The following is a 23,378-nucleotide window of genomic DNA, read 5'->3' as shown; positions in this document are numbered from 1 at the left end:
TGAATGTGCAGATCGCACTAAGTATCCAAGAAAGCTTTGTCGGCAGTCGCACATCAACGGCGTTTCGCGCAGCAAATCAGCGACGGCGGGTTGATCCGTCGTGGTCGCTGATCGAGCCGATGATCAAGGCCGACTGCAGAATGAGCGCCTCGCGCGCTCCGGTGGCGTCATAGCCGATGACCTCAGAGACGCGTTTGAGGCGATAGCGCACGGTGTTGGGATGGACGAACAGTTCGCGTGCGGTCGCCTCGAGCGAGCGTCCGTTGTCGAGGTAGCACCACAGCGTGGTGAGCAGTTCGGTGGAGTGCGCCTGCAGCGGCCGATAGATGCGATGGATGAGTGTGGCCCGGGCGAGCGGATCACCGGCCAGGGCCCGCTCGGGGAGCAGATCGTCGGCCTGCACCGGCCGGGGCGCATTCCGCCACGACCGGGCGACCGCGAAACCGGCCAGCGCGGCCTTGGCACTCTTCGACGCGTCCACGAGGTTGGGCACTTCGTGGCCGAGCACCAGATGCCCGGGACCGAAGATCGGCTCGAGCTGCCTGGCGATCTCCATGAAGGTCAACGCCGCGGACGTACCGACGTCTTCGCTGTCAGCCGGTGCCGGACGGGCTCGACCGATCACGAGGACGAGGCGGTTTCCCTGCACGCCGATGAGAACGTCTGCGGCCATGTGCCGGGCGGCGCGGCGCAACTGGTCAACGTCGAGCATCTGCGGCGTGGTGCCGACCAGAACGCAGACTTCCCCGTGGCCGTGCCAGCCGAGGGCCGCGATCCGGCTGGGCAGCTCGTCGTCATATTCCCCGCTGAGAATGGAATCGACCACGAGAGCTTCCAACCGTGCGTCCCAGAGGCCGCGCGCCTCGGCGGCGCGAGCGTAGACATCCGCTGCGCCGAAGGCGATCTCACGCGAGTAAAGCAGGATGGCCTCCCGCAGGGCCTCACCGCCATCTTTGACGCGTTCCTCGACGACCTCGACGGTCACCCGAATGAGTTGCAGCGTCTGCTGCAGGCTCACCGAGCGAAGCAGTTCTCGCGGGGCGGCGCCGAAGACGTCAGCGGCGATCCACGGTGTGGACCGCGGATCGTCGAACCATGAGATGAAGCTCGTGATTCCGGCCTGGGCCACTAAGCCGACGGCGGACCGCCGCCCTGGGGGCATATCGCCATACCAGGACAGCGTGTCTTCGAGCCGTTTAAGCGTCTGGGTCGACAGCTCACCGGAGATGGTGCGCAGCCAGTTGAGAGTCTGCTCTTTCGTCTTGGGCGCCGGTGCCACGGTTTCTTAGCTCTCGCCCCCGGCAGAGCCGGTGGTACCCGCGCTCACGTCGTGCAGGCGATACTTGGCGATTGCCTGACCGGCGAGGCTCCGGTCCACCTCACCGCGGCGAGCGAGCAGCTCGAGTGTGCGCACGACCATCGACGGACCGTCGATCTTGAAGAACCGACGTGCCGCCGGACGGGTGTCGGAGAATCCGAAGCTGTCGGCCCCGAGCGTCGCGAAGTCGCTCGGAACGAACTGCCGAATCTGGTCGGGCACGGCGTGCATGAAGTCCGACACCGCCACGAAGGGGCCGGCAGCGCCGTCGAGCTTTGCGGTGACGTACGGGATGCGCGGCTCGTCGTCGGGGTTGAGGAAGTTATGTGCCTCAGCGGCCAGGCCGTCGCGGCGCAGTTCGGTCCATGAGGTGACCGACCAGACGTCCGCCGAGACACCCCAGTCGTCGGCGAGCAACTGCTGAGCTTCCAGCGCCCACGGAACGGCGACCCCGGACGCCAGCAGCTGCGCCTTCGGACCGCTCCCGGTGGACGCGCTGACCCGGTGAAGACCGCGCAGGATGCCGTCCACGTCGACATCGGCGGGCTCAACCGGCTGCACGGCCGGCTCGTTGTACACCGTGATGTAGTACATGACGTTCGGGTCGGTGTGGGCACCGCCATACATGCGCTCGAGGCCGGCGCGTACGATGTGGCCGATCTCGTAGCCGTAGGCGGGGTCATAGGAGACCACGGCCGGGTTGGTCGACGCCAGCAGCGGCGAGTGTCCGTCGGCATGCTGCAGACCTTCGCCGGTCAACGTCGTGCGGCCGGCCGTGGCGCCGATGATGAACCCGCGGGCCATCATGTCGCCGGCTGCCCAGAGAGCATCGCCCGTGCGCTGGAATCCGAACATGGAGTAGAAGACGTATACCGGGATGAGTGGTTCACCCTGAGTGGAATACGAGGTGCCGACGTTGGTGAATGCGGCCGCAGCGCCGGCCTCGTTGATGCCAACGTGCAGGATCTGACCCTGAGGGCTCTCCTTGTAGGAGAGCAGCTGGGCGTGGTCCACGGACGTGTAGTGCTGGCCGTTGGGGTTGTAGATCTTGGCGGTGGGGAAGAACGCGTCGATACCGAAGGTTCGCGCCTCATCGGGGATGATCGGAACGATGCGGTTGCCGAAGTCCTTCGCCCGCACGAGCTCCTTGAGGAGCCGAACGAAAGACATCGTCGTAGCGATCTCCTGCGTACCCGAACCTTTCTTGGCAACCTTGTAGGTCTCGTCGCCGGGGAGGTTGAGCTTGGCGTGCGTGGTGCGACGTTCGGGAAGGTAACCGCCGAGCGCACGGCGGCGCTCGTGCATGTACTCGATCGCCTCGTCCTTGTCGCCGGGGGTGTAGTACGGCGGCAGGTACGGGTTCTCCTCGAGCTGGGCATCCGTGATCGGCACGTGCATGCTGTCTCGGAACGACTTGAGGTTGTCGAGGGTCATCTTCTTCATCTGGTGGGTCGCGTTGCGGCCCTCGAAGCTCGGACCGAGGCCGTAACCCTTGATCGTCTTCGCCAGAATGACGGTGGGCTGCCCCTTGTGCTCGGAGGCGGCTTTGAACGCCGCGTAGACCTTGCGGTAGTCGTGGCCGCCGCGCTTGAGGTTCCAGACCTCGTCGTCGCTCAAGTGCTCGACGAGCTTGAGCGCACGCGGGTCCCGACCGAAGAAGTTCTCCCGCACGTAGGCGCCGCTCTCGGCCTTGTAAGTCTGATAGTCGCCATCGGGCGTGACGTTCATCAGGTTGATCAGGGCGCCGTCGACGTCGTTCTTGAGCAGGTTGTCCCACTCGCGGCCCCAGACCACCTTGATGACGTTCCAGCCGGCACCGCGGAAGAAGCTTTCCAGTTCCTGGATGATCTTCCCGTTACCGCGCACCGGGCCGTCGAGGCGCTGCAGGTTGCAGTTGATGACGAAGTTGAGGTTGTCGAGGCCCTCGTTGGCAGCCACCTGAAGCTGGCCGCGGCTTTCCACCTCGTCCATCTCGCCGTCGCCCAGGAATGCCCAGACCTGCTGGTCGCTCGCATCCTTGATGCCGCGGTTGGTCAGGTAGCGGTTCAACTGCGCCTGATAGATGGCGTTGATCGGGCCGAGCCCCATGGAGACCGTGGGAAACTGCCAGAACTCCGGCATCAACCGCGGGTGCGGGTACGACGAGATGCCGTCGGGGGCGTGCGACTTTTCCTGACGGAATCCGTCGAGCTGGTTCTCCGTCAACCGGCCCTCGAGGAAGGCACGCGCGTAGGTGCCAGGGGAAGCGTGGCCCTGGATAAAGATCTGGTCTCCGCCGCCGGGGTGGTCCTGGCCGCGGAAGAAGTGGTTGAAACCGACTTCGTAGAGGGCAGCGGATGACGCATAGGTCGCGATATGCCCACCGACGGCGATGCCGGGGCGTTGAGCGCGGTGCACCAGAACGGCGGCGTTCCAGCGGATCCAGGCGCGGTAGCGGCGCTCGATGTCTTCGTCACCCGGAAAATCCGGTTCGTTCTCCGTGGCGATGGTGTTGATGTAATCCGTCGTCGGAACCATGGGAACACCCAGATGCAGCTCTTTCGAACGCTTCAACAGGCTGAGCATGATCTCCCGTCCGCGTTCGTGGCCGTGTTCGGCAACGAGCGAATCGAGGGATTGCGACCACTCCGCCGTTTCCTCCGGATCGGAGTCGGCGTTGTTCGTCGAATACGGGTCCTGGTCGTTGACCGTCACAGTCGACCTCTCCTTGGGGTTTGTGCAGCGATGATGCTCCGTGGCGACCGTTTGCGCCGCCACGGGGGCACGTGCCATAAAAGAGCAGGTTGGATTGCAACCAGCGGCACCACGTAAGCCTACAGATTTCGCCCGTTGTCCGCGCACGGGGGTGCCGATGACGAAAAAACCGACGGGTACTGTGAACGCGCGCACATTGCCGGGCTAGAGTGTGTCACCGGCCAATCCGTGCGCTGAGGGCGCACCAGGAAAGGAGCATTCATGGCTCTCGAAAATGACACCCAGGCACCCGATTTCAAACTCATCAACCAGTTCGGTGAAAGCGTTCAGCTGAGCCAGTACCGGGGCACGAAGTCGGTGGCGCTCGTCTTCTTTCCGCTGGCATTCTCGGGAATCTGCAGCGGAGAGTTGTGTGAGCTCAGGGACAATCTCGCACTGTTCGAGGACGGCGGCGTCGAGTTGATCGGCATTTCGGTAGACTCCCGACACGCCCTGCGCGCCTTCGGCGAGCAGGAGAAATACACCTTCGACCTGGTCGCTGATTTCTGGCCGCACGGAGCCGTGGCGAAGGAATACGGCGTCTTCCTCGAAGAAAAGGGATTCGCGAATCGGGCGACCTTCCTCATCGACCCGAGCGGCATCATCCGCGCCAGTTTCATCACCGCTCCCGGTGAAGCGCGTTCGATCGACTCCTACCGCGCCGCACTCGGGCAGCTGGCACCGGTGCTCTAACCCACGTGGGTCGCCAATCAGGCATCGACTCTGACCTATACTGAACAGACCCGCGACTGTTCGTCGTCGTCGGGGCCTTTAGCTCAGTTGGTAGAGCGCCACGTTTACACCGTGGATGTCATCGGTTCGAGCCCGGTAGGGCCCACAGAACATTAGTCGTGGTCGCCCACGGGGCGGCAGCGGATGTTTTGGCGGGCGGGCCGCGTGAAACGATCTGCGTTTCACGCGAAATGACGTGATCGTGAGGTCGTATGACGGAACGATGTGGTCTTCAATACCGGTTCGAAGTCGACCGATCCGCCTCGATCCGCGATGATTGATCGGCGGGAGTTCGGCGCCGCCATCGCCGAGCTGACCGCATCGTTTGAACGGCACACGAGCATGTGCGCGCCGTTCGTGCGGGCCTTGCCCGTGCACGCTGCCACCGTGTGCACACTGGGCACCCCGTTCGGGTCCGAAACCATTTGCGCGAGCAACACCCTGGCGGCCATCTTTGACGAGCTGCAGTTCGATCTGGGTGAAGGGCCGTCCTGGGATGCCCTGACGACGCGGCGCCCGGTGCTGATCGATGATTTTCAATCCGTGCAACACGCGGCCTGGCCGGCACTCCAGAAGGCAGCACGCAGCATCGACGTTCGGACTGTCTATGTGTTCCCGCTGACGATGGGGTCGCTCGATATCGGCGCGGTGTCCCTGTTCTCGCGGGGTCCGAAGGAGCTGACTCCTGGCCAGATCGTCGACGCTGAGGCGCTCGCCCAGATCGCTGCGGGGCAGGTTTTGCGCCGATCGCTCGCGTCGCGAACATTGAAGACGAATCTGGAAGATAATGAAGGATACTCGAGGCGTGTCGTACACCATGCGACCGGAATGGTTCTGGCCCAGCTCAATCTTTCCGCGGCGGATGCGCTCCTGATGATTCATGGCCACGCGTTCTCTCACGGACGAACGGTTCGGGAAGTTGCCGCGGATGTAGTGACACGACGACTGGATTTTTCGTCGATGCCCGAATCTTAGGATGGAATTATGGTGACAAAAACCCGGGAAGGTCAACTCGTCGAGACCTTCGTAACCCTGGCCGACACTCTCGTCGCCGACTACGATGTCGTCGATTTGCTGCACACCCTGGTAGAAAAATGCGCCGCCCTGCTGGAGGCTTCGGCGGCGGGAATTATTCTGTCGGCGGGCGACGGAAAATTAGAGGTTGTGGCTTCAACCAATGAGCGCAGCCGCCTCGTCGAGATCCTTCAGTTGCGAGCCGGAAGCGGTCCGTGCGTGGAAAGCTTCACGACCGGCCGGGCCGTAGCCATTCCCGATATTGAGGGTACCGGCGACAAATGGCCAAAGTTTCGGGCGGGTGCTCTGGCCCAAGGGTTCGCTTCCATGCATGCCGTCCCGCTGCGGCTGCGTGCCACGACGATCGGCTCCCTCAACTTGTTTTGGGACCGCACCGGGGGACTGAGCACGGGAGATACCAATACGGTGCAGGCCCTGGCTGATGTCGCGACCATCGGCATCCTGCAGGAACGCGCCATTCGGGAGAGTGACATTGTTCGCCAGCAGCTCCAACACGCACTCAGCAGCCGCGTGCTGATCGAACAGGCCAAGGGCGTGGTGGCCTATACGCACGGCGTGCACATGGGCGATGCCTTCGATAAAATTCGTGAATACGCCAGAAACAATGGCCTTCCCTTGGCCGCCGTTGCTGAACGCATCGTGAATCGCGCGCTCACCCTATAGAGTCTCGGGTTCACTGCAGTGTCTCGGGTTCAGCCGGGTCGCCGTCCGGTAGAAGCTCAACATGCGAGATAGCCGAGATTCCGTCGACTTGGGGTAGACCGCGCATATACTTGCTCTCGCAACCCCGGACCCTGGTAGCACGCGATTTTTTCCGAGTTTTCGAGGGGCGAGCATGAAACGCATATTTCACCCGGGCGGTTCAGTAGTAACCGGCAGCGATCTTGCTGACGCGGTACTGCTTTATGCCGAGGCACTGTGTAACCGACGCCAGGTCGATGTCGTGGATATCCCGGTCATGGACGACGACGGTAACCTGCTGCGGGCGCAGTTCTTGATCGGTTCGGCGAGCCAACTGGTCAGCGTGACGGCGGATGGCCCGTCACCCGAACTTGTAGAGCCGGAGACCACCGATTTTCTACACCGTAAGGCCCAGACCGGTGCCATGATTCCGGCCGCCTGGACCCGTGAAGAGTCGGCTGCCGCGCAGTTCGACGATTTCGACTACTGACCCGATATTCGGCGGGCACGGCGCAACGGGGTGCGTCGTGCCCGGCGAAGCTCCGACCTCGGTCTCCGGGTAGGCTGAACGGGTGCCATTCTCGCTAGCCGACGTTACCCGCGTCGCCCATACCCTGTGGCCCCTTGCCGGTGCAGAGGAGTGGGATGCCCCCGGCCTGGTCAGCGGTGATCCGTCGAGACCGGTGCGCAGTATCCACTTGGCCGTCGACGCGGTCGCAGCTACGGTCGATGAGGCTATCGCCACCGATTCCGACCTGCTCCTGACCCATCATCCGCTGTTGCTTCGCGGTGTCACGAGCATTGCCGAAGACCGTTACAAGGGTGCACTGCTCAGTCGGCTGATCCGCGCCGAGTGTGCTCTGCTCTCAGCCCACACCAATGCGGACGTCGTCACCGACGGAGTCTCCGACATCATCGCCACCCGGCTCGGGCTGGTCGAGGTGACCCCCATCACGGAGAACGCGCTGCCCGGTACGGGGATCGGCCGGGTCGGTCGACTTGCGCAGCCGACGACCCTCGGACATCTGGCCCACGTTTTGCTGGCTCTGCTGCCGGCCACGGCGTCGGGGGTGCGGGCCGCTGGCGATTATTCCGCACCGATCAACACGGTCGCGCTGTGCGGCGGTGCTGGGGACTCGCTGTTGCGCCAGCCCAAGGTTCTGGCAGCGGATGTCTACATCACTTCGGACCTGCGCCACCACCCGGCCTCTGAGGCCCGCGAGCAGGCGCTCTGCGCCGGTGGACCGGCTCTCATAGACGTGTCGCACTGGGCGAGCGAATGGCTCTGGCTGGAACCGGCAGCCGCACAACTGCGCGCAGCCCTGCCGGGGATGGTGGTCACGGTCAGCGAGCTGAATTCCGATCCGTGGTCCTTCGCCGTCGTGCACTGACTCGTGCACTAATCTCCGAGTCGCTCCCTTTTTTCCGCACCACATCTCACTTCCAGCGTTAGGTCAGGACATCGTGAAGGCATCACCACTCCAGCAGAAGGAACTTCTGCGGCTTCAGGCCCTGGACATCAAGGTTCTTCAGCTCAGCCACCAGTCAAAGTCGCTCGCGCAGCACACCGAGCTGGCCGCGCTCAATCGTGAAGCTGAAGCCAGCCGCATGAAGCTGCTCGGTCGTTCGGGCGAGCTCGACGACGTGCGCACCGAATTGGGGCGCATCGAGAGCGACGTCGAGGTCGTCGAAAAGCGCATCGCGCGCGACACCGACCGTCTGCAGCACACCCCGTCGATTAAGGACATCCAGGCCCTGGACTCTGAAATCGCCTCGCTCAAGAAGCGTCTCTTCGACCTGGAGGAGATCGAAATCGCCGTGCTGGAGCGTCAGGAAGAGCACGAGGCCGCAGTCGCCGTCGTGCAGCAGGAACGGGACGCCATCACGGAGCGCGTGAGCGCTACGGAGTTGGCGCGCGATGAGGTGCTCGTTGACCTCACCCGTCAGCTCGGTGAACTGACGCGGGACCGTGCCACGGTGGCCGCCACCATCCCCGATGACCTCGCGGCACTGTACGAGCGCCTGCGGATCACCGGCCACGGCAATGCGGCGGCCCTGCTGCGGGCGCGCGCCTGCAGCGGATGCACGATGACACTGACCGGAAGCGACCTCGCCGATGTGCGCCAGGCGCCGGCCGACGAAGTTATCTTCTGCCCCGACTGTGGTGCCGTGCTGGTGCGCACCGACGAGTCCGGAATCTAGCCGAGGTTCAGCGCCGCGGCGCACGCCCTGTAGGCTTGATTTTCGGAATGGGTCGGCAAGACGGTCGCGTCAGTCGTATGGTCTTCGGATCACGCGATTGCCGAGGAACGTCCGGGCTCCACAGAGCAGGATGGTGGGTAACACCCACCCGGGGTAACCCGCGAGACAGTGCCACAGAAAGTAGACCGCCACCAGCGCCCTGCCCTCGGGTTGGACCTGGCGGTAAGGGTGAAACGGTGGTGTAAGAGACCACCAGAGGCCAGGGTGACCTGGTCGGCTCGGTAAACCTCGTCCGGAGCAAGGTCAGACAGAAAGCGTTGAGGCTGCTCGCCGAGCTTTCGGGTAGGCCGCTAGAGGGCTGCGGCAACGTAGTCACGAGATAGATGGCCGTCGACGGTGTGCAAACACTTGGACAGAACCCGGCGTACTAGCCGGCCCATTCCACCCCTCGTGCCCGACCACCCCTCGTGCCTGGCAGGCCCTCGTGCCCGACCGGCCATTGTGTCAGGCCGGGCCTTCCGGGGCGCTCCCGGCCGCCGGCTAGTCGGAGAACCGAGCGGCCAGAGAAGCCGCGCCAAGAATTCCGGCGTTATTGCGGTGCACAGCGGGAATGATGCGCGTTTTCAGGTTGAGCAGGGGCAGAAAGTTTTCGTGGTGCTTGGAGACCCCGCCGCCCACGATGAACAGGTCGGGGGAGAAGAGTAGTTCCAAAGTTGAATAATACTTTTGCAGCCGGGCAGCCCACTTATCCCGGCTGAGGTCCTCACGTTCCTTCGCCGAGTAGGCCGCGCGTGTCTCGTAGTCGTAGCCGTCGATTTGCAGGTGGCCCAGTTCTGTGTTGGGCACGAGCACACCGTCGTTGAGCAGCGCCGAACCGATACCGGTGCCGAGGGTGGTCAGCAGAACGACGCCGGCCACGCCCCGCGCAGCACCGAACTGTGATTCGGCGTACCCGGCAGCATCCGCGTCGTTCACGAAGTGGATCGGAAGCCCGAGTCCCTTTTCGAACAACGCTTCGGCAGCCAGTCCGATCCACTTCGTCGACACATTCGCGGCCGACATGGTGTGCCCGTTCTTCACGACGGCCGGAAAGCAGACACCGACCGGCAGGCCCTCGACGTTTTTCGAAACGGTGGCGAGCAGGGTGCGGGTGGCCTCGATGATGTCCTGCGGGCGACCGCCCCTCGGTGTGGGCAGCTTGACCCGGTCGGAGAGGAGAGCACCGGTCGAAAGGTCAACCACCGCCCCTTTGATTCCGGTACCGCCGATGTCGATACCGATTGCCGTCGTTGCAGTCATGTGCCTATTCTCTCTCTGTAATGCCGAGGACGAGCCCTAGGAACGAGTCGGTCAGGCGAGGGTCAGGATCTCGGCGCCACGCTCGGTCACGACGAGGGTGTGCTCGAACTGTGCGGTGATGCTCCGATCGCGGGTGAGCACCGTCCAGTCGTCGCCCCAGATATCCCAGTCGCTGGTGCCGAGGGTCAGCATCGGCTCGATGGTGAAGACCATTCCGACCTCCATGACCGTGTCGTACTGGGGTGCGTCGTAGTGCGGAATGATGAGTCCGGAGTGGAACGCCTCGCCGACGCCGTGGCCGGTGTAGTCGCGGATGACGCCGTAGTTGAAACGCTTGGCGTACGTCTCGATTGTGCGTCCGATCACGTTGACCTGACGCCCGGGAGCTACGGCCTTGATACCGCGGGCGAGAGCCTCCCTGGTTCGTTCGACTAGCAGAGTCACCTCCTCGCTGGCGTCACCGACGATGAACGTGACATTGGTGTCGCCGTGCACACCGTTCTTGAAGGCAGTGATGTCGATATTGACAATGTCACCGTTCTCAAGCACCGTGGTGTCGGGGATCCCGTGACAGATGACCTCATTCACCGAACTGCACAGCGATTTCGGGTAGCCGCGGTAGCCCAGGGTCGAGGGGTACGCATCATTGGCCACCAAGAAGTCGTGACCGACCTGGTCGAGCTCTTCAGTCGTGACGCCGGGCACAATGGCCCGGCCGACGGCGGCAATAGCCTCAGCGGCGATGCGGCCGGATTCACGAATGAGCTCGATCTTCTCGGCCGAATAAACGTCGGAGCCGGTGAACGGGCTCGGCCCCTTCTTGCCCACGTACTCGGGACGAACGATGTGGGAGGGAACGGAACGCGTCGATGACACCGTTCCCGGGATGAGGTGACCGATCGAATCCTTAGGCATAGGATCAAGCTTATGGCCGAGGACAAGGAACACGCATTCTGGTACAACATGCGCACCGGTGAAGTGGAGCACGGCTTGCAGTCGGCATCACTGGATCGGGTCGGGCCGTTCGCCACACGCGACGAGGCGGCTCATGCCCTGGAGAAGCTGCGCGCCAACAGTGCGAAATGGTCGGAAGACGACGCCCGCGACGCCCGCTGAGTAAGCGCGGTCCCTGCGGGTTCTACTCGTAGCTGTGCTCGGGAGCCGGGTACGCACCCGAGGCGACGTCCGCGGTGAAGCGCTGCACAGCATCCGTCAGTACCGCCCGCACATCGGCGTACTGCCGCACGAACTTGGGCACCCGACCGCTGGTCATGCCCGCAAAGTCGGTCCACACGAGCAACTGACCGTCAACGGAAGGCCCGGCCCCGACACCGATGGTGGGGATCGACAGCTCTTCCGTCACGCGCGCTGCGACGGTCGCCGGCACCATCTCCAGCACCACGGCGAAGGCCCCGGCGTCCTGCACGGCGAGAGCATCCGCCAGAAGTTCTGCGGCTTCGTCCCCCCGGCCCTGGATGATGTGGCCGCCCAGGCCGTGCTCGCTTTGAGGGGTGAATCCCACGTGGCCCATCACGGGGATACCGGCCGTGACGATGCGCCGGATCTGCTTGTGACTGCGCCGACCGCCCTCGAGCTTCACCGCGTGCGCCTGCGCCTCCTTCATGAACCGCACGGCTGTCGCCAAGGCCTGGTCGGCACCGCTCTCGTACGAACCGAACGGCATGTCGGCGATGACGAGCGCGCGGGTTACTGCCCGCGCAACGGCACGGGTGAGTGGGATGAGTTCGTCGACGGTGACCGGTAGGGTGGTCTCGTACCCGAAGACGTTGTTGCCGGCCGAATCGCCCACCAGAAGAAAGTCGATCCCGGCCTCGTCGAAGATTTGAGCGGTGAGCATGTCGTAGCTGGTCAGTCCCGTAATGGGGATGCCCTGCGACTTGGCGTTGTGAAAGTGGCGGGTGCGCACCCGCTTGGGCCCGGCAGCCGCGCCATAGGGATGCTGCACCGCTGGAGATTCCGTCGGCTCGGGCTCGCGTGCTGTCAACTCTGGCATGCGACAAGTGTAGTCAGGCGAGCAATCCTGCCGGGAGCCAGTAGCCTAGATGGTAGCTATGCAGGACCGTGGCTATTTGAATCCGTACCGGTTGCAGCAATCAGAAAGAGCGTGAATGGACAAGCAGCGCGACTTCGTTCTTCGGACCATCGAGGAACGGGGAATCAAGTTCGTTCGACTCTGGTTCACCGATGTCGTCGGCACCCTGAAATCCGTTGCCATTGCACCGGCCGAGGTCGAAGGCGCCTTCAACGAAGGCCTCGGTTTTGACGGCTCGGCCATCGAGGGTCTGACGCGTTCCTTCGAAGCGGATGTGCTGGCCCACCCGGATCCCACCACCTTCCAGATCCTGCCCTGGCGAGGTGAAGTCGATCCGACCGCTCGTATGTTCTGCGACATCACCACGCCCGACGGCCAGCCGGCCGTGGCCGACCCGCGCAACGTGCTCAAGCGCACGCTCGCGAAGGCTGCCGACCGCGGCTTCACGTTTTACACCCACCCCGAGGTCGAGTTCTACCTGCTGAAGTCGTCGAAGTACGGCAAGAACGGACCAATCCCGGTCGATTCGGCCGGCTACTTCGACAACGTTCCCGGCGGAACCGCCCACGACTTTCGTCGTCGCTCCGTGCGCATGCTCGAGGACCTCGGAATTTCCGTGGAATTCAGTCACCACGAGGCCGGTCCCGGCCAAAACGAGATCGACCTGCGCTACGCCGACGCGCTGACCACCGCCGACAACATCATGACCTTCCGAACCGTGGTAAAGGAGGTCGCGATCGAGCAGGGCGTCTACGCGACGTTCATGCCCAAGCCCATGTCCGAACACCCGGGAAGCGGCATGCACACCCACATGTCACTGTTCGAGGGCGACGCGAACGCCTTCTACGAGGCCGGCGCCAAGTACCAGCTCTCCAAGATCGGCCGCCAGTTCATTGCCGGGCTGCTCAAGCACGCCCCGGAAATCACCGCAGTGACCAACCAGTTCGTCAACTCGTACAAGCGGTTGTGGGGCGGCGACGAGGCCCCGAGCTTCGTCTGCTGGGGTCACAACAACCGGTCGGCGCTGGTGCGGGTGCCGCTCTACAAGCCCAACAAAGGCCAGAGCGCCCGCGTGGAGTACCGTGCCATTGATTCGGCGGCCAACCCCTACCTCGCGTACTCGCTCATGCTGGCTGCCGGGCTCAAAGGCATCGAAGAAGGCTATGAACTACCGCCGGAGGCCGAAGACAACGTGTGGAGCCTGAGCGACACCGAGCGCCGTGCGCTCGGCTACACGCAGCTGCCGGCCAGCCTCGACCACGCCATCCAGTTCATGGAGGAGTCTGAACTGGTCGCCGAGACCCTCGGCGAACAGGTCTTCAACTATGTCCTGCTGAACAAGCGGCAGGAATGGCGCGATTACCGGTCGCAGGTCACCCCGTTCGAACTGCAAAAAAACCTGGAGATGCTCTAGTTCCTCGGAGTTCGCTCAAACTGCTCATAGGTGTCGATGATCGAAGGAAACACCCGCGATGGAGCGTCTGCAACTGACCCTGACCGAGCTCGTTCGGGTCGGATTCGTTGATCTCGCCGAGGTGCACGCGCGCCTCGACGAGGTCGCCGAGCTCGGTGCGAACAGCCCGCACAGCGGCTCGGCGGCGACTGGCCGGTCGACCGACACCCGTGCGCTGTTGCCGCTGCTCACGGCAACGGCCAGCCCGGATGCAGCGCTCGTCGCCCTGGTCGCCCTGTTGCGACAAGGGTCGGCTGAACTGTTCGCGCTCCTCCACACTCCCGCGGCGACCGGGCGACTCCTGAAAGTGCTCGGGGCGTCGAGCGGGCTCGCCGACTTCTTCCTCCGCCACCCCGAGGAGCTACCGGTGCTGACGACGCCGCTGGTGGTACTTCCAAGCGTCAACGATCTGGTGCACGATCTTCTCGATGCCGTCGGTGCGGTCGCCGGCTTCTCGCTCCTCATCGATGATGAGGCCTGGGTTGCCCTCCGGGTTCGCTACCGCCGCCGGTTGGCGCAGCTCGCCGCCTTCGACCTCGAACAGGTCGACCCGGTTGCCGGGCTCGACGGCGTCGCCCGCACCCTGTCGGATCTCGCCACTGCGGCGCTGGAAACAGCCCTCGCCGTTGCCCGAACCATGTCGAGCGGAGAAACGGCCGGCCGCGGCGTCTTTCTGATCGACCAGGTACGCGCCACCCGCCTGGCCGTCATCGGCATGGGCAAGGCCGGCGCGAGCGAGCTCAACTATGTCAGCGACGTCGATGTTATTTTCGTCGCCGACGGCGACGAGACGGCCGGTCTGGAAAGTTCCCGTGCCGTTGAAATCGCCACCCGACTCGCCGTGCTGATCATGCGGGGCCTGGGCGAATCCGGGATTGAACCGGAACTGTGGGAGGTCGACCCCAACCTGCGCCCCGAGGGCAAGAGCGGCGCCCTCGTCCGATCGATTGAATCGCACCTGGCCTATTACGATCGCTGGGCCAAGAGTTGGGAATTCCAGGCGCTGCTCAAGGCCCGCACGCTGGCCGGTGACCGGGAGCTCGGCGCTCGTTACATCGACGCCGTCAGCCCCAAGGTCTGGAGCAGCGCCAGCCGGGAGAATTTCGTCGAATCCGTGCAGCGGATGCGGGAGCGGGTCACCGACAACATCCCCGACGAAGAGGTCGACGTGCAGCTCAAGCTCGGCCCCGGCGGGCTGCGCGACATCGAATTCACTGTGCAACTGCTCCAGCTGGTGCACGGCCAGACCGACGCCGACGTTCGCCAGGCCGGCACGCTTCCCGCGCTGACCGCGCTGGCGACGGCCGGTTATGTCGGCCGTGCCGAGGCCACCGAATTCGCCCTGGACTATCGCATGCTTCGCCTGATGGAACATCGGCTGCAGCTACAGAAACTGCGCCGCACCCACCTGGTGCCGCGTGACGAAACCCAACTGCGGGTGCTGGCCCGATCGACCGGCCTGGCTACGAGCGCTGCCGGGCTGACCATCCGCTGGTCTGAAACGAAACAGCGGGTGCGTGGCCTGCACGAACGGCTGTTCTACCGTCCGCTGTTGTCTGCGGTGGCGTCGCTGCCGGCGGAAGGACTGAACCTGACAAGCGCACAGGCCGAGGCCCGCCTGGCGGCGATCGGTTTTCTCAATACCAAGGGGGCGCTCGCGCACATCGCTGCTCTTTCCGGCGGGGTATCCAGGCGTGCAGCTATCCAACGACATCTGCTGCCCGTCTTGTTACAGTGGCTCTCTCAGGGCGCCGACCCGGACTACGGATTTCTGGCCTTTCGACGACTGAGCGACAACCTCGGCTCGACCTACTGGTTTCTGCGCATGCTGCGCGACTCCTCCGGCGCCGCAGAGCGCCTGACCCGGGTGTTGTCGGGAAGCCGGTACATCGGCGAGTTGCTGGAGAAGATCCCGGAAGCGGTCGCCTGGCTCGAAGACGAGGCGGATCTTCAGCCCCGACCGCTCAAGGCCCTGCAGGACGAAGCCAGGGCGGTGCTGGGACGGCATGAGAGCCCGGATGCCGCCGCGACGATTTTGCGCGCGGCCCGGCGCCGGGAGATGCTTCGGCTGGCCTTCGCGGCGCTCCTCGGCCAGATCGACCTCGACCAGCTCGGCCAGGGTCTGACCGACGTCAACGCAACCTACATTCAGGGCGTGATCGCCGCCATCCGCGGGGGCGATCTGACCGTTTCGGAGGATACCGATGCGGTCGGCGGCGCGGCTGATCCTGCCGGTACCGCCGGCGACGGAATCGAATTCGGCGTGATTGGCATGGGTCGCTTCGGGGGAGCCGAGCTCGGTTTCGGCTCCGACGCCGACGTCATGTACGTATTCCGTGCGGGCACCCTCGAGGGTGAAGCGGCCAACGAACGGGCCCGCTTCATCGTACGGGAACTCAACCGCCTCACCGAAGACGGTCGGTTGCCGCTCGATCTGGACATCGGGCTGCGGCCGGAGGGCAGCAACGGCCCGGCGGTGCGGTCGCTGGACTCCTATCAGGCGTACTACCGGCGCTGGTCGCTCACCTGGGAGGCCCAGGCGCTGCTCCGCGGACGCGGTGTGGCCGGCGATGCCGCTCTGTTGCGCGATTTCGAAGCCGTCGCCGATGAGGTGCGGTACCCGGCCGCCATCAGCGAGCAGGCCGTGCGGGAGGTACGCCGCATCAAGGCCCGAGTGGAGAACGAGCGGCTGCCGCAGGCCGCCGACCCGAACCGGCACCTCAAGCTCGGGCGCGGCTCGCTGAGCGACGTGGAGTGGCTGGTTCAGCTGCTGCAGCTGCAGCACGCAGCCGCGATTCCGGCGCTACGCACAACGTCGACGCTGTCGGCGTTGGCTGAAGCCGTCAGCGCCGGCCTGATACCGGCAGTGGATGCCGTGGTGCTGCGCAGCGCCTGGATCTTCGCGTCCCGCGCCCGCTCGGCCATCACGCTGTGGACGAACCACACCTCGAACGTCTTGCCGACCGACCGTGCGGCCCTTGAAGGCATCGCGCGGGTCATGGAATACCCGCCCGGCTCGGGAAACCAACTCGAAGACGACTACCTCGCCGTGACCAGACGCTCTCGCGCCGTGTTCGAGCGCCTCTTCTACGGCCCCGTGGAGCGTCCGGGCCCGACCGTCGGCTGACCGGGCAGGCGCGGCTGCCGCGAAGAGAAAAGGACCGCATCCGAAGATGCGGTCCCTGTGCCCCTGTTGCTGCAGCCGTGATTCGTGCAGCTGCGTGTGCCGGAGCTTAGACGCCGTAGTACAGTTCGAACTCGAACGGGTGCGGACGCTGGGCGAGCGGCTTGATCTCGTTTTCGCGCTTGTACTCGATCCAAGTCTCGATCAGTTCCGGCGTGAACACGTTTCCGGCGAGCAGAAAGTCGTGATCGACTTCGAGGGCCTGCAGGGCCTCCTCGAGGGAAGCCGGAACCTGCGGGATGTTCTTGGCTTCTTCGGGCGGCAGTTCGTAGAGGTCCTTGTCAACGGGCTCGTGCGGCTCGATGCGGTTCTTGATACCGTCGAGGCCGGCCATGAGCTGCGCGGCGAAGGCGAGATACGGGTTACCCGACGCATCGGGAGCGCGGAATTCGAGGCGCTTGGCTTTCGGGTTGGTGCCCGTGATCGGGATACGGATCGACGCGGAACGGTTACCGGCCGAGTAGACCAGGTTGACCGGGGCTTCGAAGCCGGGAACGAGACGGTGGTACGAGTTGACCGTGGGGTTGGTGAAGGCGAGTACGGCCGGGGCGTGCTTGAGGAGGCCTCCGATGTACCAGCGGGCCAGGTCGGACAGTCCGCCATAGCCGGCCTCGTCGTAGAACAGCGGCTTGCCGTCGGACCACAGTGACTGGTGGGTGTGCATGCCGGAGCCGTTGTCGCCGAACAGCGGCTTGGGCATGAAGGTCGCCGTCTTGTTCCATTCGTGCGCCGTGTTCTTGACGATGTACTTGAACTTGAGCAGGTCGTCGGCGGCGTGCACCATGGTGTCGAACTTGTAGTTGATCTCGCCCTGACCGCCGGTGCCGACCTCGTGGTGGCTGCGTTCGAGGATAAGGCCCGATTCGATCAGCTTGAGGCAGATGTCATCGCGCATATCAACGTGCTGGTCGACCGGGCTGACCGGAAAGTAGCCACCCTTGAACGGCGTCTTGTTGGCGAGGTTTCCGCCGTCTTCCTTGCGGCCCGAGTTCCAGGCACCCTCGCTGGAGTCGACCTTGTAGTAGCTGGTGTGCTGGTTCACTTCGTAGCGCACGTCGTCGAAAATATAGAACTCGGCTTCGGAGCCGAAGAATGCGGTGTCTCCGATGCCGGTGGAGGCGAGGTACTTCTCGGCCTTCTTTGCTACCTGGCGCGGGTCCTTCGAGTAGATCTCACCGTTGCGGGGGTTGTAGATGTCGAAGAGCATGATAAGTGTCTTCTCGGTGCGGAACGGGTCGAGGTACGCCGTCGACACGTCGGGGATGAGCTGCATGTCGGATTCGTGGATCGACGCGAAACCGCGGATCGAGGAGCCATCGAACATTTGGCCAACGGTGAAGAACTCTTCATCGACGGTGGAAGCCGGAATGTTGAAGTGCTGCTGCACACCGGGGAGATCGGTGAAACGGATGTCAAGAAACTTGACGTCATTGTCTTTGATGAATTTGAGCACTTCGGACGAATCGCGGAACATGCGGTTTTAACTCCAGACGACGAGGGTGTGGAAACGGCCGAATCGGACGCATCGGCTTCATTGAGATTAGTAGCGCTGCGTTACTTGTCCGTGACGCTTATGTTTCGCCCATGTTACAGGCGCGGCTCCTCGGTAGACTCATCGGGTGCCAGACTCCAGCTCCCGCCCGAACACTTTTGGTCAGCTTCCGCCCAGTAAATGGCCGGGGGAGCGGCTCGGATTACCCAAGATCGGGCCCGGTTCCATTGGTCGTCCGCTGCGACGCCTGCTCGGCTTCGCCATTGACTGGGCGATCGCCATCGGCGCCTCCGCGATCTTCTTCGACTACGATCCGGCCGCCAACCTGATCATTTTCGTCATTCTGCAAATCATTTTCATACCGACGATCGGCGCCAGTATCGGTCATCGTCTCGTGGGGCTGCGGATCATTTCCATTCACGGCGGGTGGGTTGGACTGTGGCGTCCGGTCGTGCGATCCGTGCTGCTGGGCATTGCGCTTCCCGCGCTCGTGTGGGACTCCGACCAGCGCGGCTTCCACGACAAAATCGCCGGAACGGCTCTTATCCGTCAGTAGGGATCCGCCGGAACAGCGGATGCCGGAATGACGAAGGGCCGGACATCGTGTCCGGCCCTTCGTCGTTTTGCTCGTGGCGTCAGCCGCGCTGGGGGCGCGCCTTCATCGGGTCGACGCCCTTGGGAATGGGAAGCTTAGTGCCCATGGAGTTGAGCCGGTTGTTCACGGCCAGCACCTCCGCCTTGGTCAGGGTGGGCTTGATCCGGGTGAGGCGCCGGGCCAGCTTATGCAGCGGCACGGCGTCTTCGTCGGGTCCGACCGAGATCACAGTCACGCCGACATTGCCGCCGATACGCACAATTTTGCGCTTCTCTTCGTCGAGCATGCGGGCGGTACGCGTCTTGGGGCCCTCACTGATCAATACGACGCCGCCACGACCGACCGCCCGATAGACCGCATCCTGGGTTTTGCCGTTGACGGCGACCGGCATCTCACTGCCGACCCAGCCGCGTTTGAGTGAACTGCGCAACACGGCACCGACTGCACCGGGCTGGCCTTCGATCTGCGAATATGCGGCTTTTTCGGCACGTCGACCGAGGATGATGAGCATCGCCAGAATACCGGCGAGAACGCCGGCGACGATCCAGAGCACCATCGTGAAGACGTTGCTGCCCGGGATCAGCAGGGCCAGTGCCAGGCTGATCAAAACCGGTAAGAGGAAGGCCAAAACCAGAATCCAGACGATGTTCGAGTCGTAGCGTCTCGTCATCTGGAAAACCTGCCACATTTGCTTCAAGCGGCCGGGCTGTTTTGCTTTTTTGGGGGTCTTTTCCTTGCTGCGTGCCATGGGTATAAGACTACCCAGTCACTCGAATGCCGCGTGACCGAATTCGTCTGTGCTCTCTCATTAGGAATCACTCTCGCATCAGGAAACGGCCTGCGCAAAGCCGAGCTGGGCATCCGCGAGTTGGCGCAGTTCGGGCGGGATCGCCCGCCCGGTTGCGACCATGGATTGCGCCCACAGACGCCCGGCACGGTAGGACGAGCGCACGAGCGGGCCGGAGAGAACACTCAGGAAGCCAATCTCCTTGGCTTCCTCGTTGAGCTCGACGAACTCTTCCGGGCGCACCCACCGGGCCACCGGCAGGTGCCGGGCACTCGGACGCAAATACTGCGTGATGGTGATGATGTCGGTTCCGGCCTCGTAGAGGTCGTGCAGCGCCTGGCTGATCTCCGCGCGTTCCTCACCCATGCCGAGGATCAGGTTGGATTTGGTGATCAGGCCGGCGTTCCGGCCCTGAGTGAGCACGTCGAGCGACCGGTCATAGCGGAACGCGGGGCGGATGCGCTTGAAGATGCGCGGCACGGTCTCCACGTTGTGCGCAAAGACCTCCGGTTTGGCGTCGAAGACCTGAGCGAGGTGTTCCGGGTTACCGGAAAAGTCCGGCACGAGGATCTCAACGCCCGTGCCGGGACTCTGCTGGTGAATCTGGCGAATCGTTTCGGCATACAACCAGGCGCCCTCATCGGGCAGGTCGTCTCGGGCCACACCGGTGACCGTGGCGTAACGCAGGTTCATGGTCACCACGGATTCGCCGACCCGACGCGGTTCGTCGGTGTCGTAGTCGGCCGGTTTGCCGGTGTCGATCTGGCAGAAGTCACATCGCCGGGTGCACTGCGAGCCGCCGATCAAAAACGTCGCTTCGCGGTCTTCCCAACATTCAAAGATGTTGGGGCAGCCGGCTTCCTGACACACGGTGTGCAGGTTCTCGCTCTTGACCAGGCTTTGCAGTTTCTGATATTCGGGCCCCATCCGGGCGACCGTCTTGATCCAGGCGGGCTTACGTTCGATCGGGGTTTCTGCGTTGCGAATTTCCAGGCGCAGGAGTTTGCGACCTTCGGGTACTGCGCTCATGCGTTCGTCCTGACGGTCTCAAGGCTGGCGGGGGACAGGGCCGCCTGGTGCAGCCCCGGTGCGCGACGGAACGCGTTGGTGATGGGGTCGATCAGCTCGGCGGGGTCGACGGAGTGCCCGAGTACACGTGTCATCGTGGTCACCCCGGCGTCGCGGATTCCGCAGGCGATGATTCGCGAGTAAGGTTCGAGCGAGTTGCTGCAATTGAGCGCGAAGCCGTGCATGGTCACGCCCTGGGCGACCCGAATGCCGATGGCGGCGATCTTGTCTTCGTGACCGGCTTTCCCGACCCACACCCCAGACCGTCCGGGCACCCGAACCGCACCGATGCCGAATTCGATCAGAACCTCGATCAGTATGCCCTCGAGGCATCGAACGTAGCCGACGACGTCCACCGGTTCCTGCAGGTGCACAATGGGGTAGCCAACCAATTGGCCGGGGCCGTGCCAGGTGATTTTGCCGCCTCGGTCGGCGTCGATGACCGGCGTGTCATCGATCGGGCGTTCCTCGGGCAGGGTGCGTTTACCGGCCGTATAGACGGCGGGATGCTCCATCAGGAGGACGGTGTCCGGCCGCTCTCCGGCGACGACGGAACGGTGGACTGCGCGTTGGAGCTCAAGGCCCTCAACATACGGCACGGAGTTGGCGCTTAGCCCCGCGACGACAAAGTCGAGCATCTGCTTAGTCTAGGGGCAGAGTTCGACTGGTGGGCTGCGGCGTTGGCAGGCGGCCGCTCATGGTGCCTCGACTCCTCCACCGCGGAGGGCAGCGCTGGTTGTGCACGGATGCGGGATGCGCTGCGCGGCAGAGGGGGCCGCGCCCGAACATGAAGGTGTGAAACGACGCCCTGAACAGCTGGCCCCGGTCGAGGATGAGGCCTCGCTTCGTCCCCGTCGTGGCCAGTCCGCCCCGCCCGGCGGGGAAGCTCAGCTCACCGCTGCGGCAACGATACAAACCGATGGTGTCGTCGCCGGACATCGGGTGCTCCGTTTGCTCGGTACGGGGACTCGAGCCACGGTGTACCTGGGCCATTCTCCGGGCGCGAGCGCCGTGGCTCTGAAAGTCTTTCGGGCCGACATCGCGGCCTCCAGTATCGAGCTCGATATTGCCGTGCTCACGTCACCGGCCGCGCCTGGGCTCGTGCAGTTGCTCGATGTCGCGCAGCTCGGTGACGGTCGAATCTGCCTGGTCCTCGAACGACTCCCCGGGGGATCCTTGGCGCGGTACCTCGTCGACAACCCGCGGCTGTCACCCGGGGAGGTCGTGACGTTGCTGGCACCGGTCACCGTGGCGTTGACCTCCCTGCACACGGCTGGGTTCGCGCACGGCGGCCTCAGCCTGGCCAGCATCCTGCTCGACGCAAGCGGTCGAGCCGTGCTGACCGGTTTTGGAGCTGTCACGCAGTTCAATGACCTGCCCCGTGAACGGATGCGGCTGCTCCGAGCCGACTACGCGCGCCTCGGCATCGTGATGCAGTCCCTCGTCGACACGCTCGACCCGGCCCACCCGCAGTTCCGCAGCGGGGCGGCGATAGCGCGGCGATTCCAGGCGGCCACGAACCTGATCGGTGGAGGGTCCGGGGCGAGAACTGCGGGCGCGCCCCTCGGGGCCATCCTCGGCACCCTGGAGCGCAACCTTTTCGATTGGGCCGACGCCGCACCGTTGCGAGGTTTTCACGCCGCTGCCCCCGGGGAGGTGAACGCACCGAGCACGCCCGGTCCCGCGTTCTCCTCGGCACCTCGTGGCATCGAGCCCGCTCTCTCGACCAGCGATCACGGCGACGGAATTCACGACAATTTCCACCACGCTCAGAACAAGATTCTCAGTAGATTCCGCAATCACGTCGGTACTGATCCGGCGCACCCGACACATCCCGACAACGATGACGGGTTCGACATTCAAATCGACGACAGATTCAACACCAGCTTCGACACCGAATTTGATCATGACCTCGACCTTGACCGCGACCTCGGCGGCGACCACGAATTCGATGACGTGCCGCCCCGCGCACCCTTCGGCCAGGCCAGGGTCGCCCTGCGCCGACTCACCGACCGCTGGGCCGCCCGCAGGCGCACAGGACAACGGCAAGCCCGGTTGGGTCGCACCCTCGCGACCGTGGTCGACTCGCATCCGCTCAGAGACGCCGGTCACCTGCTGCGAAAACGGCTGCACGGTCACCGGCGACCACTCCTGGTGTCGGCCTTCGGCGGTGCGAGCCTGCTCGTGCTCGCTCTCACCCTGTTTCCCGTCTTGGGGCAGGCGGGCGAGACTGGCGAAGACAACGGTGCAGGATCGGGCGATCGCGCCAGCGGCTCTCCAAGTGCGCTGGCGCCGGCCAACGCACCCGCCAACCCACCAGCGGATGCCGCCGGCTCGGCCGCCCCGACCGATGCGCCTGCCACTCCGTCCGTGGCGGACGGTGCGGCGGCCCCCGACCAGGCGGCAATAGCGGGCGATGACCCGGTTTCGGCGGTCGTAGCGCTGCTCGCCCGCCGGGCGTCCTGTCTCGCGGCCGCGTCCCTGGTCTGCCTGGTCGAGGTGGATCAGACCGGTTCGGCCCTGCTGGCCCTCGACAGCTACGACGCCCGAGAACGTCAGAAGGGGAGAACGGGCGGCCCCCTGGCCGACTACGTGGGGTTCCTGCCGACGCTGGCGGAACGAAACGGCGACCTGGCCGTCGTTGCCTTGATCCCGTCGCCGGGGCACGAAGAAAGCCAGCCGGCCTCGGTCCTTGTGGTCAAGGGCGAGGGCGGCTGGCGTCTCCGTGAGATTTTCGACTATTGAG

The 23,378-nt window shown here is 64.2% G+C and carries 20 protein-coding genes, 1 tRNA gene and 1 other RNA gene; 13 read left to right on the top strand and 9 right to left on the bottom strand.

Annotated elements, in window-relative coordinates; all coding sequences use genetic code 11:
* Positions 1-76 precede the first annotated feature (76 nt).
* Entirely contained in the window at positions 77-1,279 is a 1,203-nt protein-coding gene (locus tag BMW72_RS05460; RefSeq protein ID WP_092108053.1) for a PucR family transcriptional regulator, read from the bottom strand.
* Positions 1,280-1,285: 6 nt separating this feature from the next.
* Positions 1,286-4,012, bottom strand: coding sequence for a pyruvate dehydrogenase (acetyl-transferring), homodimeric type (aceE, locus tag BMW72_RS05455; protein ID WP_092108051.1), 2,727 nt, complete (start codon positions 4,010-4,012; stop codon positions 1,286-1,288).
* Between the two features lie 261 nt (positions 4,013-4,273).
* Between aceE and BMW72_RS05450 the strand changes: the two genes are divergently transcribed.
* The 8 genes from BMW72_RS05450 to rnpB all read left to right on the top strand — a co-directional run bounded on the left by BMW72_RS05450 (position 4,274) and on the right by rnpB (position 9,144).
* Entirely contained in the window at positions 4,274-4,744 is a 471-nt protein-coding gene (locus tag BMW72_RS05450) for a peroxiredoxin (RefSeq protein ID WP_092108049.1), read from the top strand.
* A 72-nt stretch (positions 4,745-4,816) separates the two neighbouring features.
* Positions 4,817-4,889: transfer RNA gene (locus BMW72_RS05445), tRNA-Val, on the top strand.
* Between the two features lie 119 nt (positions 4,890-5,008).
* On the top strand, positions 5,009-5,758 hold the full coding sequence (locus BMW72_RS05440) for a GAF and ANTAR domain-containing protein (protein ID WP_092108047.1): 750 nt from the start codon (positions 5,009-5,011) through the stop codon (positions 5,756-5,758).
* Positions 5,759-5,767: 9 nt separating this feature from the next.
* Complete coding sequence (locus BMW72_RS05435; RefSeq protein ID WP_174843164.1) at positions 5,768-6,481, top strand: GAF and ANTAR domain-containing protein; 714 nt, start codon at positions 5,768-5,770, stop codon at positions 6,479-6,481.
* Positions 6,482-6,653: 172 nt separating this feature from the next.
* The gene (locus BMW72_RS18340; RefSeq protein WP_134360231.1) at positions 6,654-6,989 is read left to right on the top strand and encodes a hypothetical protein; all 336 of its coding nucleotides are present in this window, start codon (positions 6,654-6,656) and stop codon (positions 6,987-6,989) included.
* A gap of 82 nt (positions 6,990-7,071) precedes the next feature.
* Positions 7,072-7,890 carry a Nif3-like dinuclear metal center hexameric protein gene (locus BMW72_RS05425; protein WP_092108043.1) on the top strand — a complete coding sequence of 273 codons (819 nt, stop codon included), beginning with the start codon at positions 7,072-7,074 and terminating at the stop codon, positions 7,888-7,890.
* A 73-nt stretch (positions 7,891-7,963) separates the two neighbouring features.
* Entirely contained in the window at positions 7,964-8,701 is a 738-nt protein-coding gene (locus BMW72_RS05420) for a zinc ribbon domain-containing protein (RefSeq protein ID WP_092108041.1), read from the top strand.
* Positions 8,702-8,749: 48 nt separating this feature from the next.
* Positions 8,750-9,144: RNase P RNA component class A (gene rnpB, locus BMW72_RS05415), an RNA gene on the top strand.
* A gap of 97 nt (positions 9,145-9,241) precedes the next feature.
* On the opposite strand, the gene ppgK is transcribed toward rnpB, so the two are convergent.
* Together ppgK and map are read right to left on the bottom strand one after the other, a co-directional pair.
* The gene (gene ppgK, locus BMW72_RS05410) at positions 9,242-10,000 is read right to left on the bottom strand and encodes a polyphosphate--glucose phosphotransferase (protein WP_092108039.1); all 759 of its coding nucleotides are present in this window, start codon (positions 9,998-10,000) and stop codon (positions 9,242-9,244) included.
* A 51-nt stretch (positions 10,001-10,051) separates the two neighbouring features.
* Positions 10,052-10,915 carry a type I methionyl aminopeptidase gene (gene map / locus BMW72_RS05405; protein ID WP_092108037.1) on the bottom strand — a complete coding sequence of 288 codons (864 nt, stop codon included), beginning with the start codon at positions 10,913-10,915 and terminating at the stop codon, positions 10,052-10,054.
* Between the two features lie 12 nt (positions 10,916-10,927).
* On the opposite strand from map, the gene BMW72_RS05400 reads away from it, so the two are divergent.
* Positions 10,928-11,116: an SPOR domain-containing protein gene (locus BMW72_RS05400; protein WP_092108035.1), complete on the top strand. Its 189-nt coding sequence runs from the start codon at positions 10,928-10,930 to the stop codon at positions 11,114-11,116.
* Between the two features lie 22 nt (positions 11,117-11,138).
* On the opposite strand, the gene panB is transcribed toward BMW72_RS05400, so the two are convergent.
* A complete protein-coding gene (gene panB / locus BMW72_RS05395) occupies positions 11,139-12,014 on the bottom strand; it encodes a 3-methyl-2-oxobutanoate hydroxymethyltransferase (protein ID WP_092108033.1) in 876 nt (291 codons plus the stop codon).
* A 115-nt stretch (positions 12,015-12,129) separates the two neighbouring features.
* Between panB and BMW72_RS05390 the strand changes: the two genes are divergently transcribed.
* Both BMW72_RS05390 and BMW72_RS05385 read left to right on the top strand, forming a co-directional pair.
* The gene (locus tag BMW72_RS05390; protein WP_092108031.1) at positions 12,130-13,467 is read left to right on the top strand and encodes a glutamine synthetase family protein; all 1,338 of its coding nucleotides are present in this window, start codon (positions 12,130-12,132) and stop codon (positions 13,465-13,467) included.
* Between the two features lie 58 nt (positions 13,468-13,525).
* Entirely contained in the window at positions 13,526-16,633 is a 3,108-nt protein-coding gene (locus BMW72_RS05385; protein WP_092108029.1) for a bifunctional [glutamine synthetase] adenylyltransferase/[glutamine synthetase]-adenylyl-L-tyrosine phosphorylase, read from the top strand.
* A gap of 106 nt (positions 16,634-16,739) precedes the next feature.
* Here BMW72_RS05385 and glnA read toward each other — a convergent pair whose 3' ends face one another.
* A complete protein-coding gene (gene glnA / locus BMW72_RS05380) occupies positions 16,740-18,164 on the bottom strand; it encodes a type I glutamate--ammonia ligase (protein ID WP_092108027.1) in 1,425 nt (474 codons plus the stop codon).
* Between the two features lie 145 nt (positions 18,165-18,309).
* Here glnA and BMW72_RS05375 point away from each other — a divergent pair, with 145 nt between their 5' ends.
* Positions 18,310-18,738 (top strand): RDD family protein, encoded by a 429-nt coding sequence (locus BMW72_RS05375; RefSeq protein WP_092108025.1) that lies wholly within the window; start codon positions 18,310-18,312, stop codon positions 18,736-18,738.
* A 79-nt stretch (positions 18,739-18,817) separates the two neighbouring features.
* On the opposite strand, the gene BMW72_RS05370 is transcribed toward BMW72_RS05375, so the two are convergent.
* The 3 genes from BMW72_RS05370 to lipB all read right to left on the bottom strand — a co-directional run bounded on the left by BMW72_RS05370 (position 18,818) and on the right by lipB (position 21,270).
* Positions 18,818-19,525, bottom strand: coding sequence for a DUF4191 domain-containing protein (locus BMW72_RS05370; protein WP_092108023.1), 708 nt, complete (start codon positions 19,523-19,525; stop codon positions 18,818-18,820).
* Positions 19,526-19,603: 78 nt separating this feature from the next.
* Positions 19,604-20,593 carry a lipoyl synthase gene (gene lipA / locus BMW72_RS05365; RefSeq protein ID WP_092108021.1) on the bottom strand — a complete coding sequence of 330 codons (990 nt, stop codon included), beginning with the start codon at positions 20,591-20,593 and terminating at the stop codon, positions 19,604-19,606.
* Positions 20,590-21,270, bottom strand: coding sequence for a lipoyl(octanoyl) transferase LipB (gene lipB / locus BMW72_RS05360; RefSeq protein WP_092108018.1), 681 nt, complete (start codon positions 21,268-21,270; stop codon positions 20,590-20,592). The genes lipA and lipB overlap by 4 nt, the downstream gene beginning before the upstream one ends.
* A 157-nt stretch (positions 21,271-21,427) precedes the next feature.
* On the opposite strand from lipB, the gene BMW72_RS05355 reads away from it, so the two are divergent.
* Complete coding sequence (locus tag BMW72_RS05355; protein ID WP_166787701.1) at positions 21,428-23,377, top strand: protein kinase domain-containing protein; 1,950 nt, start codon at positions 21,428-21,430, stop codon at positions 23,375-23,377.
* The last annotated feature ends 1 nt before the right edge of the window (position 23,378 follow it).

The organism is Cryobacterium luteum (assembly GCF_900110125.1).
GTDB classification, from domain to species: Bacteria; Actinomycetota; Actinomycetes; order Actinomycetales; family Microbacteriaceae; genus Cryobacterium; species Cryobacterium luteum.
Note: the sequence above shows the minus strand (reverse complement) of the source record. Positions and strands in the feature narration are given on the sequence as shown.